The organism is Streptomyces kurssanovii, assembly GCF_040677245.1.
In the GTDB taxonomy this organism is placed as follows: domain Bacteria; phylum Actinomycetota; class Actinomycetes; order Streptomycetales; family Streptomycetaceae; genus Streptomyces; species Streptomyces kurssanovii.
The window spans coordinates 91,570-103,957 of record NZ_JBFAQK010000023.1 but is presented as its reverse complement, the minus strand read 5'-3'; the positions used below and the strand labels follow the sequence as shown (position 1 = coordinate 103,957).

The following is a 12,388-nucleotide window of genomic DNA, read 5'->3' as shown; positions in this document are numbered from 1 at the left end:
GGCTGATTTCGCGCAGCGAAATCCAGCCCGCCCGGCGATTGAGGGCACCGCGCGAAGCGCGGTACGCCGCCCGCAGGGCGGTACGGGGTCCGGGGCTTGCCCCGGTTTCGGGAAGGGGCGGGGAGGGGACAGAGCCCGCGCAGCGGCCACCCCGCCCGCCGGACCACGGGCAGAGTCAGCACTCCCAGGACCGATGCCGGGCCACGCGGACCGAGACCGAAAAACCGGGCCGGGCCGGGCGGAGCCAGGTCGCGCCGCGCGCGGCCCCGGAAAACCCCCGTTACGACTGCGTCAGGCCCGCCACCAGTTCGTCCGCCGCCCGGTACGGGTCCAGCTCGCCCGCGACGATGCGCTCCGCCAGCGCGCCCAGGCGCCGGTCGCCGTGCAGGTCGCCGATGCGTTCCCGCAGCGCCGTGACGGCGATCGTCTCGACCTCCGTCGCCGCCCGCCGGGCGCGGCGCTCGGAGAGGACGCCGTGCTCCTCCATCCAGGCCCGGTGCTTCTCCAGCGCCTCGACGACCTCGTCGATGCCCTCGCCCCGCGCGGCGACCGTCTTCACGATCGGCGGGCGCCAGTCCCCCGGTCCCCGGGACTCGCCGAGGCCCAGCATGTGGTTGAGCTCGCGGGCCGTGGCGTCGGCCCCGTCGCGGTCCGCCTTGTTGACGACGTAGACGTCGCCGATCTCGAGGATGCCCGCCTTGGCGGCCTGGATGCCGTCGCCCATGCCGGGTGCGAGGAGCACCACCGACGTGTCGGCCTGGGAGGCGATCTCCACCTCCGACTGGCCGACGCCGACCGTCTCGACCAGGACGACGTCGCAGCCGGCCGCGTCCAGGACGCGGATCGCCTGCGGCGCCGCCCACGCGAGGCCACCCAGGTGGCCCCGGGTGGCCATGGAGCGGATGTACACGCCGGGATCGGAGGCGTGCTCCGACATGCGGACGCGGTCCCCGAGCAGCGCCCCGCCCGAGAAGGGCGAGGACGGGTCGACGGCAAGGACGCCGACCCGCTTCCCGGCCTTCCGGTAGGCGGAGACGAGCGCCGAGGTGGACGTGGACTTGCCGACGCCCGGCGAGCCCGTCAGGCCCACCACGTACGCGCCGCCGGTCAGCGGGGCTAGCGCCGCCATGACCTCACGGAGCTGCGGCGACGCCCCCTCCACGAGTGAGATCAGCCGGGCCACGGCACGCGGCCGGCCCTCTCTCGCCTGGGCGACCAGCTGGGGTACGTCCACCATCGTGCTGCTCCGATCGTTCTGCGCGTACGGGCTTCGGCGCCCAGGTTGCTGCTACGCGTACTTACTTGGCGGGGACGCGGACGATGAGAGCGTCGCCCTGGCCGCCGCCGCCGCACAGCGCCGCCGCACCGACGCCGCCGCCGCGGCGCTTGAGCTCCAGCGCCAGGTGGAGCACCACACGGGCGCCGGACATGCCGATCGGGTGGCCGAGCGCGATCGCGCCACCGTTCACGTTCACCTTTTCCGGGGTGACGCCGAGGTCCTTCATTGACTGGTGGGCGACGGCCGCGAACGCCTCGTTGATCTCGATGAGGTCCAGGTCGGAGACGTCCAGGCCCTCCTTCTTCAGGGCGTGCCTGATGGCGTTGGACGGCTGGGACTGCAGCGAGTTGTCGGGGCCCGCCACGTTGCCGTGGGCGCCGATCTCCGCGATCCACTCCAGGCCCAGCTCCTCGGCCTTGGCCTTGCTCATCACGACGACGGCGGCGGCGCCGTCCGAGATCTGCGAGGACGTACCGGCGGTGATCGTGCCGTCCTTGGCGAACGCGGGGCGCAGCCGGCCGAGCGACTCTGCCGTCGTCTCCGGGCGGATGCCCTCGTCCTTGGAGAACAGGACCGGGTCGCCCTTGCGCTGCGGGATCTCGACGGGCGTGATCTCCGCCTCGAAGAGGCCGTTCTTCTGGGCGGCCGCGGCCCGCTGGTGGGAGAGCGCGGCGATCTCGTCCTGCACTCCGCGCGGGATGCCCAGGCGGGTGTTGTGCTTCTCCGTCGATTCGCCCATGGCGACATTCTCGAAGGAGTCGGTCAGACCGTCGTGCGCCATCGAGTCGAGCATCTCGATCGCGCCGTACTTGTAGCCCTCACGGGACTTCGGCAGCAGGTGCGGCGCGTTGGTCATGGACTCCTGGCCACCGGCGACGACGATGTCGAACTCGCCGGCGCGGATCAGCTGGTCGGCGAGCGCGATGGCGTCGAGGCCGGACAGACAGACCTTGTTGATGGTGAGCGCGGGGACGTTCATCGGGATGCCCGCCTTGACGGCGGCCTGGCGCGCCGGGATCTGGCCCGCACCGGCCTGGAGCACCTGCCCCATGATCACGTACTGCACCTGGTCGCCGCCGATACCCGCCCGGTCGAGCGCGGCCTTGATGGCGAAGCCGCCGAGGTCGGCGCCGGAGAAGGACTTGAGCGAGCCGAGCAGGCGGCCCATGGGCGTGCGGGCTCCCGCGACGATCACGGAGGTGTGAGCGGTCGTTCCTGACATGAGGACGATCCCCTTTCAGCCGCGGCTGAGGAGTGAACGAGGGTTTACTCAAATGTACTGAGCGGTACGGCTCCGGGTCACCGTGCCGCCGGTGTGATCGCGCGCACGTTGCGTAACCGGCGGCGGGGCGCTGCACTGGTCGAATGCTGACGCGAATCGACCACATCGGGATCGCCTGCTTCGACCTCGACAAGACCGTCGAGTTCTACCGGGCCACGTACGGCTTCGAGGTGTTCCACTCCGAGGTCAACGAGGAGCAGGGCGTACGGGAAGCCATGCTCAAGATCAATGAGACGTCCGACGGCGGCGCCTCCTACCTCCAGCTCCTGGAGCCGACCCGGGAGGACTCCGCGGTCGGGAAGTGGCTGGCCAAGAACGGCGAAGGCGTTCACCACATCGCATTCGGAACGGCCGACGTGGACGCGGACGCGCAGGACATCCGCGACAAGGGCGTGCGGGTGCTGTACGACGAACCGCGTATCGGCTCGATGGGCTCGCGTATCACCTTCCTCCACCCCAAGGACTGCCACGGCGTACTCACCGAACTCGTCACGTCTGCAACGGAGCACTGACCCTAAGGATTCCCGGCCCGGTAGAGTGGGCCGTTCCGGGCCGGGGCCGGGTCGGGGCCGTGCCGCGTCTCCGTCGTTGATCTGTCACCATTCCCCGGGGGGCCGTTCGCCGGCGAACGGTGCTCGTTTGGAGACAGTTGCGACCAGGGGACGGATGGGACCGCGCAGTGCGGGGCTACGAACGCCAGGAGAGCCACCGAGCTGACGACGACCACCTCTCGCGGTTCGAAGCCGAGATGGACCGGCTGAAGACCGACCGGGAGAAGGCCGTCCAGCATGCCGAGGACCTCGGCTACCAGGTCGAGGTATTGCGCGCCAAACTCCACGAGGCGCGGCGCAATCTCGCCTCCCGTCCGGCCTACGACAGCGCCGACATCGGCTACCAGGCCGAGCAGTTGCTGCGGAACGCGCAGATCCAGGCCGACCAGCTCCGGCAGGACGCCGAGCGCGAGCTGCGCGAGGCCCGCGCGCAGACCCAGCGCATCCTTCAGGAGCACGCGGAGCACCAGGCCAGGCTCCAGGCGGAACTGCACGCCGAGGCCGTCCAGCGCAGGCAGCGTCTCGACCAGGAGCTGGCCGAGCGCCGCCAGACCGTCGAGTCGCACGTCAACGAGAACGTCGCATGGGCCGAGCAGCTGCGCGCCCGCACCGAGTCGCAGGCGCACCGGCTGCTCGAGGAGTCCCGCGCCGAGGCGGAGCAGTCACTGGCCGCCGCGCGTGCCGAGGCCGCCCGCATCGCCGAGGAGGCCCGCAGGCGGCTCGGCAGCGAGGCGGAGACCGCACGCGCCGAGGCCGAGGCGATCCTGCTGCGCGCCCGCAAGGACGCCGAGCGGCTGCTGAACGCCGCGTCCAGCCAGGCGCACGAGGCCACCACCCACGCCGAGCGGCTGCGCTCGTCCACCACCGCCGAGTCCGACCAGGCCCGCCAGCAGGCCGCGGAGCTCAGCCGCGCCGCCGAGCAGCGGCTCCAGGAGGCGGAGGAGAAGCTCCGCGAGGCCCGTGCCGAGTCTGAGAAGCTGCTCTCGGAGGCGAAGGAATCCGCCGCCAAGCAGCTGTCGTCGGCCGAATCGGTCAACGAGCAGCGCACCCGCACCGCCAAGGCCCAGATCGCCCGGCTCGTCGAAGAGGCGACCAAGGAGTCGGAGACCCTCAAGTCGGAGGCGGAGCAGGCGCTCGCCGACGCCCGTGCCGAGGCGGAGAAGCTTGTCGAGGCCGCGGCGGAGAAGGCCCGTGCGGCCGTCGCGGAGGACTCGGCCGCCGCGCTCGCCAAGGCCGCCCGCACCGCCGAGGAGGTGCTGACCAAGGCGTCGGAGGACGCCAAGGCCACCACCCGCGCGGCGAGCGAGGAGGCCGAGCGGATCAGGCGCGAGGCCGAGGCGGAGGCCGACCGGCTGCGCGGCGAGGCCGCGGAGCAGGCCGACCAGCTCAAGGGCGCCGCCAAGGACGACACCAAGGAGTACCGCGCCAAGACGGTCGAGCTCCAGGAGGAGGCCCGCCGGCTGCGCGGGGAGGCCGAGCAGCTGCGCGCCGAGGCCGTCGCCGAGGGCGAGCGGATCCGCGGCGAGGCGCGCCGCGAGGCCGTCCAGCAGATCGAGGAGGCGGCCAGCACCGCCGAGGAGCTGCTGACCAAGGCGCGCACCGACGCCGACGAACTGCGCTCCCGGGCGAGCACCGACAGCGAGAAGGTCCGTACCGAGGCCATCGAGCGCGCCACGACGCTGCGCAAGCAGGCCGAGGAGACGCTCGAGCGCACCCGCGCGGAGGCCGAGCGGCTGCGCGCGGAGGCGGAGGAGCAGGCCGACGGCGTAAGGACGGCGGCGGAGGCCGCCGCGGCCGAACTGCGCGAGGAGACCGAACGCGGCATAGCGGCCCGCCAGGCGGAGGCGGCGGAGGAGCTGACCCGCCTTCACACCGAGGCGGAGGCACGGCTCGCCGCCGCGGAGGAGCGGCTGGCCGAGGCCCGCGCCGAGGGTGAGCGGATCCGCCGCGAGGCGGCGGAGGAGACGGAGCGGCTGCGCGCCGAGGCCGGCGAGCGGCTGCGCGCGCTCCAGGAGCAGGCGGAGACGGAGGCGGAGCGGCTGCGCACCGAGGCCGCGTCCGACGCCTCCGCGTCCCGCGCGGAGGCCGAGGCCCTCGCCGTACGGCTGCAGAGCGACGCCGCCGCGGAGGCCGAGCGGCTGCGGACAGAGGCCCAGGAGACCGCCGACCGGGTGCGCGCGGAGGCGGCGGCCGCCGCCGAGCGCGTGGGCACGGAGGCCGCGGAGGCACTGGCGGCCGCGCAGGAGGAGGCGGTACGCCGCCGTCGCGAGGCGGAGGAGATCCTCGGCTCCGCACGCGCCGAGGCCGGCCAGGAGCGCGAGAGGGCCCGCGAGCAGAGCGAGGAACTCCTCGCGTCCGCCCGCAACCGGGTCGAAGAGGCGCAGACCGAGGCGCACCGGCTGGTCGAGGAGGCCGACCGGCGTGCCACCGAGATGGTGTCCTCCGCGGAGCAGACGGCCCAGCAGGTCCGGGACGCCGTCAGCGGGCTCCAGGAGCAGGCCGAGCAGGAGATCGCCGGCCTGCGCAGCGCCGCCGAGCACTCGGCGGAGCGCACCAGGACAGAGGCGCAGGAGGAGGCGGACCGGGTCCGCGCCGACGCGTACGCGGAGCGGGAGCGGGCGGCGGAGGACGCCGGCCGGCTGCGGTCCAGGGCCCAGGAGGAGACGGAGGCCGCGCAGGCGCTCGCCGAGCGGACCGTCGCCGAGGCCATCGCGGAGGCGGACCGGCTGCGGGCGGACACCGCCGAGTACGTACAGCGGATGCGCACGGAGGCGTCGGACGCCGTCGCCACGGCCGAGCAGGACGCGGCACGGACCCGCGCGGAGGCCCGTGAGGACGCCAACCGCATCCGTTCGGAGGCGGCCGCACAGGCCGACCTGCTGATCAACGAGGCGACGAGCGAGAGCGAGCGGCTGCGCACCGAGGCCGCGGAACTGCGCGCGTCGGCGGACGCCGAGGCGACGCGGCTGCTGACGGAGGCCGAGCAGATCAAGGTCGACGGCGAGGCCGAGATCGAGCAGATGCGGGCGGCCGTACGGGCCGACCGCGAGCAGGTCCTGGACGAGGCGAGGAAGGCCGCCGACAAGCGGCGGGCCGACGCCGCCGCCCAGGCCGACCAGCTCATCGGCGAGGCCAGGGGCGAGGCCGAGCGGATCACGGCGGAGACCGCCGCGGAGACGGAGCGCCTGCGGGCGGAGGCGAACAGCGACGCCGAGCGGCTGCGTGCGGAGGCCGCGGAGACGGTCGGTTCCGCGCAGCAGGCGGCGGAGCGGATCCGGGCGGAGGCCGAGCGTTTCCGGGCGGAGACGGAGGCGGCGGCCGAGCGGCTGCGGGCCGAGGCCCGCGCGGAGGCCGACCAGCTGCTCGACGAGGCACGCGAGGCTGCCGCGAAGCGCCGTGCGGACGCCGCCGAGCAGGCCGACCAGCTCATCGGCAAGGCCCAGGAGGAGGCGCTGCGCGCGGCCACCGAGGCCGAGGCGCAGGCCGACGCGATGGTGGGCGCGGCCCGCAACGAGGCGGAGCGGCTGGTCTCCGAGGCCACGGTCGAGGGCAACTCGCTGGTGGAGAAGGCCCGTACGGACGCCGACGAGCTCCTTGTCGGCGCCCGCCGGGACGCGACCGCCATAAGGGAACGCGGCGAGGAGCTGCGGGCCCGGGTGGAGAGCGAGATCGAGGAGCTGCACGAGCGGGCCCGCCGGGAGACGGCGGAGCAGATGAAGACCGCCGGTGAGCGTGTCGACAATCTGGTCAAGGCCGCGGAGGAGCAGCGAGCGGAGGCGGAGGCGAAGGCCAAGGAGCTTCTCGCCGAGGCCAATTCGGAGGCGAGCAAGGTCAGGATCGCCGCCGTGAAGAAGGCGGAGGGGCTCCTCAAGGAGGCCGAGCAGAAGAAGGCCGAGCTGATCCGCGAGGGCGAGCGCGCCAAGGCGGAGGCCGACCGGGAGGCCGGGCGGACGGTCGACGAGGGCAAGCGGGAGCTGGACGTACTGGTGCGCAGGCGCGAGGACATCCAGGCGGAGATCTCCCGTGTCCAGGACGTGCTCGAGGCGTTGGAGTCGTTCGAGGCCCCGTCCGCCGGAAAGTCGGCGTCGGGAGGCGGCTCCGGCGGCGGCGTCAAGGCCGGTGCGTCAGCAGGGGTTACCCGTTCGAGTGGCAAGTCATCCGACGGCTAGCCACTCAAAAGGCTGGACATTCTCCAGATCAAACCGGCATCCGCTCGATGACACGCCGCTCGGGCCCCTAGGATTCCCTCTAACACCTCACCGGTCTCATTGACAGGAACCCCATGAGCGACACTTCCTCCCCCTTCGGCTTCGAGCTCGTGCGGCGTGGTTACGACCGCGGTCAGGTGGACGACCGCATTACCAAACTCGTCGCCGACCGTGATAGTGCTCTGGCCCGAATCACCTCTCTGGAAAAGCGCATCGAGGAGCTCCACCTCGAGACGCAGAACGCCCAGGCCCAGGTCAACGACGCCGAGCCGTCGTACGCGGGTCTCGGTGCGCGTGTCGAGAAGATCCTCCGCCTCGCCGAGGAGGAGGCGAAGGACCTGCGCGAGGAGGCCCGTCGCGCCGCCGAGCAGCACCGTGAGCTCGCCGAGTCCGCGGCCCAGCAGGTGCGCAACGACGCCGAGTCGTTCGCCTCCGAGCGGAAGGCGAAGGCGGAGGACGAGGGCATCCGCATCGTCGAGAAGGCGAAGGGCGACGCCCAGACGCTGCGCAGTGAGGCCCAGAAGGACGCGCAGTCCAAGCGGGAGGAGGCGGACGCGCTCTTCGAGGAGACCCGCGCCAAGGCCGCCCAGGCCGCCGCGGACTTCGAGACCAACCTCGCCAAGCGCCGCGAGCAGTCGGAGCGGGACCTGGCGTCCCGTCAGGCGAAGGCGGAGAAGCGTCTCGCGGAGATCGAGCACCGCGCCGAGCAGCTGCGCCTCGAGGCGGAGAAGCTGCGTACGGACGCGGAGCGCCGTGCCCGTCAGACGGTGGAGACCGCGCAGCGCCAGGCCGAGGACATCGTGGCCGACGCGAACGCCAAGGCCGACCGTATCCGCAGCGAATCGGAGCGCGAGCTGGCGGCGCTCACCAACCGCCGCGACTCGATCAACGCCCAGCTGACCAACGTCCGCGAGATGCTGGCCACGCTGACCGGTGCCGCGGTCGCCGCGGCGGGCACGCCCGCCGACGACGAGCCGATCTCCCGTGGAGTCCCGGCGCAGCAGTCCCGCTGACGCTCCCTCCGGCGGTTCTCCACAGGTGCCCGGTGCCGTTCAGGCACCGGGCACCTGTGCGTCCGGCCCGTCCCCGTCACCCTGTTGCCCGTCGGTGTCACCCCGATGCGGAAGGGACTCCTTCCCTTCCCGGAACCCGGTGGCGGACGCTTCCCGGCGCCCGTAGCGTGAACGCATGATCGAGCTCGAGGGTCTCACCAAACACTTCGGCAGCAAGGTCGCGGTCGACCATCTCTCCTTCAAGGTGCGCCCGGGGGTGGTGACCGGATTCCTCGGCCCCAACGGGGCGGGCAAGTCGACGACGATGCGGATGATGCTCGATCTCGACAATCCCACCAGCGGCACCGTCAGGATCGACGGCCGGCACTACCGCGAGCTCGAGGAGCCGCTGAAGTACATCGGGGCGCTGCTCGACGCCAAGGCGATGCACGGCGGCCGCAGCGCGTACAACAACCTGCTCTGTCTGGCCCAGGCGAACCGCATCCCGCGGAGCCGGGTCGCCGAGGTCCTCGACGTCGTGGGGCTGACGCCGGTCGCCAGGAAGAAGTCGAAGGGCTTCTCCATGGGTATGGGCCAGCGGCTCGGAATCGCGTCCGCGCTGCTCGGTGATCCCGAGATCCTGATGTTCGACGAACCGGTCAATGGTCTGGACCCCGAGGGAATTCACTGGATCCGCAATCTGATGAAAGCCCTCGCGCAAGAGGGCCGGACGATCTTCGTTTCTTCTCATCTCATGAGTGAAATGGCCCTGACCGCCGATCACTTGATCGTGATCGGACAGGGCAAGCTGCTGGCCGACACCTCGATGGCCGATTTCATCCAGCAGAACTCGCGCAGTTATGTGCGGCTCCGCTCCCCCCAGCAGGAAGAGCTGCGGGACGCCGTGCACCGGGCGGGCATGACGGTCGTCGAGACGGACAACGGCACGCTGGAGGTCGACGGCGCGAGCACCGAGCAGCTCGGCGAGCTCGCGGCCGAGCACCGCATCGTGCTCCATGAGCTCAGTGCCCAACGCGCCTCGCTCGAGGAGGCGTTCATGCAGATGACCGCCGGCTCCGTGGAGTACCACGCGCACTCCACCGGCGCGGGCGCGCCACCACCGCCCGGCCCCGAAGCCCCGCCGTCCGGCCACGGCGCCCCGCAGTGGGCCCCGCGCAAAGAGGGAGCCTGACCGATGGCATCCGTACCCGCCGTCCTCCAGTCCGAGTGGACCAAGATCCGTACGGTCTCCTCCACCCGCTGGACGCTGATCAGCGCGCTCGCCGTGACCGTCGCGATGGGCGCGGCCCTGTGCGCCCTGATGAACGCCACGTTCGACGACCTGCCCGACGCCGAGCGGCTGACGTTCGACCCGACCCTCATCAGCTTCTCCGGGATGGTGCTCGGTCAGCTCGCGATGGTCGTCTTCGGCGTCCTCGTCGTCGGCACCGAGTACAGCTCGGGCATGATCCGCACCTCGCTCGCCGCCGTGCCGCAGCGCGGCACGTTCATCTTCAGCAAGATCGCGGTGGCCGGGCTGCTGGCGCTCGCGGTCGGGATGGCGACCAGCTTCCTCACGTTCTTCATCGGCCAGGCGCTGCTCGGCGAGCACCGCACCACGATCGGCGAGGAGAACGTGCTGCGGGCCGTCGTCGGCGGCGGCATCTACATGGGTCTGATCGCGGTCTTCTCGATGGGCGTCGCCACGATGCTGCGCAGCTCGATGCTCTCGCTGGGCATCCTGATGCCGTTCTTCTTCCTGGTCTCCCAGATCCTCTCCGCGGTACCGGGCGCCAAGGACGTCGCGCGCTACTTCCCCGACCAGGCCGGCGCCAAGATCATGCAGGTGGTCCCGAACGCCATGAACAGCGGGGAATCCCCTTACGGCCCTTGGGGCGGCCTGGGCATCATGTTGCTGTGGGTGGCCGCGGCGCTCCTCGGCGGCTTCCTCGTGCTGAGGAAACGGGACGCCTGACGGGCCCGTAGCCGTATCTGCTTGGGCGGAACCATCAGGGCCCGGCTATCCTCCTAGCACTTACGGGGGCGTACGGCTGCACCGCCTGTGCCCCGACGACCCGAAAGTCGATGGGGCTGGAGAATGATCGAGGCAGTCGGCCTGACGAAGCGCTATGGCGCCAAGACGGCCGTGTACAACCTTTCCTTCCAGGTGCGGCCGGGCGCCGTCACCGGATTCCTCGGCCCCAACGGCGCGGGCAAGTCCACGACGATGCGCATGATCCTCGGCCTCGACCGGCCGACGTCGGGCCAGGTCACCATCGGCGGCCTGCCGTTCCGGCAGCTGCCGAACGCACCCCGCCAGGTCGGCGCGCTGCTCGACGCCAAGGCGGTGCACGGCGGCCGAACCGCCCGCAACCACCTGCTGTCGCTCGCGCAGCTCTCCGGCATCCCGGACCGCCGGGTCGACGAGGTGCTCGGCGTCGTGGGCCTCCAGGGCGTGGCGAAGCGGCGTTCCAAGGGCTTCTCGCTCGGCATGGGGCAGCGGCTCGGCATCGCCGCCGCGCTGCTGGGCGACCCTCAGGTGCTGCTCTTCGACGAGCCGGTCAACGGCCTCGACCCCGAGGGCATCCTCTGGGTGCGCAACCTGATGAAGCAGCTGGCCGCCGAGGGCCGTACGGTCTTCGTCTCCTCGCACCTGATGAGCGAGATGGCCCTCACGGCCGACCACCTGATCGTGATCGGACGCGGTCAGCTCATGGCGGACATGAGCGTGAAGGACTTCATCTCCCACAACTCGGCGGACTTCGCCCGGGTCCGTACACCGCAGACGGAGCCCGAGCAGCGGGAGAAGCTCCTCGCCGCCCTGACCGAGGCGGGCGGCCAGGTGATGCCGGAGCCGGACGGCGCGCTGCGGGTGACGGGCCTGCCGCTGCCCCGCATCAGCGACCTGGCACACGACGCGGACGTACGGCTGTGGGAGCTGTCGCCGCACCAGGCCTCCCTGGAGGAGGCGTACATGCGGATGACGCAGGGGGCGGTGGACTACCGCTCGACGGCGGACGAGAAGTCCGGGCTCATGCAGCAGCCGCCGATGGGACACGTCCCGCCGCAGCCGCACATCCCCGAGGTGCCGCAGCAGGGGTTCTACGCCCCGCCGCCGCCCCACCCCGGCCAGAACCCGTACGCGGCTCCGGTGCCGGCCGCACCGCCCGCCGCCGCCCCGGCCGAGGCCCCCGCTCCCCCGGCGGCCGCCCCCGCCGACCTGACCAAGCCCGAGGACGCACGATGACCACTCCCTACCAGCAGCCCGGCTCGTACGCCTCCCCGATCCCGGTGCGCGGGGCCAGCCTCGGTGACGCGCTCCTGTCCGAGTGGACGAAGATCCGTTCCGTGCGCTCCACGATGTGGACGCTGGGCGTGATGATCGTGCTGATGCTCGGCATCGGTCTCGGGGTCGCCGCGCTCGTGTCCGCGGCCGGCGAATCGGCCGGCCTCGGCGACTCGTCCGCGCTCGGCATGGGCTTCTTCGGCGTCCTGCCCGGCTCGATCTGTGTGATGACGCTGGGCGTGCTCACCATCGCGTCCGAGTACAGCACCGGCATGATCCGTACGACGCTGACGGCCTGCCCGAGCCGCGGCCGGGTCCTGGCGGCCAAGGCCGCCGTCTTCTTCCTTCTGGTCCTCACGATCACGACCCTGGTCGCGGGCCTCGTCGCCGTCATACAGAACGCGATGGTGGAGGCGGTCGAGCCCACCGGTGACGAATGGCTGCGCGCCTCCGTCGGCGTGGGCGTCTACACCGCCTCGCTCGGGCTGTTGTCGCTGGCCGTGGGCGCCATGATCCGGCACTCGGCCGGTGCCATCACCACCATGATCGGCGTGATGCTGCTGCCGCTGGTGGCGGCCATGTTCATGTTCTCCGAGTCGCTCCAGGACCTGCAGAAGTTCTTGCTGGAGTGGGCCATCCCGAGCCAGCTCATCGGCATCTACGGCGAGGCGGCGTCGGGCGGCTCCTCCGGTCCCCTCGGCTGGGAGCCGGTGTGGATCATGCTCGGCCTCTCGGTCGTGGCGCTCGGCGGGGCGTACGCGACGATGAGCAGCCGGGACGTCTGACCGCG

General features: G+C 71.9%; 9 protein-coding genes. 7 read left to right on the top strand and 2 right to left on the bottom strand.

What is annotated here, in order from left to right; translation table 11 throughout:
• Positions 1 to 280: 280 nt before the first annotated feature.
• Positions 281 to 1,237 carry a methylmalonyl Co-A mutase-associated GTPase MeaB gene (meaB, locus tag AB0K36_RS18485; RefSeq protein ID WP_005311799.1) on the bottom strand — a complete coding sequence of 319 codons (957 nt, stop codon included), beginning with the start codon at positions 1,235 to 1,237 and terminating at the stop codon, positions 281 to 283.
• A 61-nt stretch (positions 1,238 to 1,298) separates the two neighbouring features.
• Positions 1,299 to 2,501, bottom strand: coding sequence for an acetyl-CoA C-acetyltransferase (locus tag AB0K36_RS18480; RefSeq protein WP_189471118.1), 1,203 nt, complete (start codon positions 2,499 to 2,501; stop codon positions 1,299 to 1,301).
• A 143-nt stretch (positions 2,502 to 2,644) separates the two neighbouring features.
• Here AB0K36_RS18480 and mce point away from each other — a divergent pair, with 143 nt between their 5' ends.
• From mce to AB0K36_RS18445, 7 genes are all read left to right on the top strand, one after another.
• A complete protein-coding gene (gene mce, locus AB0K36_RS18475; RefSeq protein WP_100109188.1) occupies positions 2,645 to 3,073 on the top strand; it encodes a methylmalonyl-CoA epimerase in 429 nt (142 codons plus the stop codon).
• Between the two features lie 167 nt (positions 3,074 to 3,240).
• Entirely contained in the window at positions 3,241 to 7,281 is a 4,041-nt protein-coding gene (gene scy / locus AB0K36_RS18470) for a polarized growth protein Scy (protein WP_364595186.1), read from the top strand.
• 113 nt (positions 7,282 to 7,394) lie between these two features.
• Positions 7,395 to 8,333, top strand: coding sequence for a coiled-coil domain-containing protein (locus tag AB0K36_RS18465; protein WP_005311808.1), 939 nt, complete (start codon positions 7,395 to 7,397; stop codon positions 8,331 to 8,333).
• 175 nt (positions 8,334 to 8,508) lie between these two features.
• The gene (locus AB0K36_RS18460; RefSeq protein ID WP_189471112.1) at positions 8,509 to 9,504 is read left to right on the top strand and encodes an ABC transporter ATP-binding protein; all 996 of its coding nucleotides are present in this window, start codon (positions 8,509 to 8,511) and stop codon (positions 9,502 to 9,504) included.
• Between the two features lie 3 nt (positions 9,505 to 9,507).
• Positions 9,508 to 10,287, top strand: a complete 780-nt coding sequence (locus tag AB0K36_RS18455) for an ABC transporter permease (RefSeq protein ID WP_189471104.1) — start codon at positions 9,508 to 9,510, stop codon at positions 10,285 to 10,287.
• A gap of 123 nt (positions 10,288 to 10,410) precedes the next feature.
• Entirely contained in the window at positions 10,411 to 11,559 is a 1,149-nt protein-coding gene (locus AB0K36_RS18450; RefSeq protein ID WP_364595181.1) for an ABC transporter ATP-binding protein, read from the top strand.
• Positions 11,556 to 12,383, top strand: a complete 828-nt coding sequence (locus AB0K36_RS18445; protein WP_364595178.1) for an ABC transporter permease — start codon at positions 11,556 to 11,558, stop codon at positions 12,381 to 12,383. Before AB0K36_RS18450 ends, AB0K36_RS18445 begins: the two co-directional genes overlap by 4 nt.
• Positions 12,384 to 12,388: the final 5 nt, after the last annotated feature.

Coding starts and splice junctions, on each gene's coding strand:
- AB0K36_RS18455 (WP_189471104.1), top strand. CDS start 9,508: ATGGCATCCGTACCCGCCGTCCTCCAGTCCGAGTGGACCAAGATCCGT.
- AB0K36_RS18445 (WP_364595178.1), top strand. CDS start 11,556: ATGACCACTCCCTACCAGCAGCCCGGCTCGTACGCCTCCCCGATCCCG.
- AB0K36_RS18480 (WP_189471118.1), bottom strand. CDS start 2,501: ATGTCAGGAACGACCGCTCACACCTCCGTGATCGTCGCGGGAGCCCGC.
- AB0K36_RS18460 (WP_189471112.1), top strand. CDS start 8,509: ATGATCGAGCTCGAGGGTCTCACCAAACACTTCGGCAGCAAGGTCGCG.
- meaB (WP_005311799.1), bottom strand. CDS start 1,237: ATGGTGGACGTACCCCAGCTGGTCGCCCAGGCGAGAGAGGGCCGGCCG.
- AB0K36_RS18450 (WP_364595181.1), top strand. CDS start 10,411: ATGATCGAGGCAGTCGGCCTGACGAAGCGCTATGGCGCCAAGACGGCC.
- mce (WP_100109188.1), top strand. CDS start 2,645: ATGCTGACGCGAATCGACCACATCGGGATCGCCTGCTTCGACCTCGAC.
- AB0K36_RS18465 (WP_005311808.1), top strand. CDS start 7,395: ATGAGCGACACTTCCTCCCCCTTCGGCTTCGAGCTCGTGCGGCGTGGT.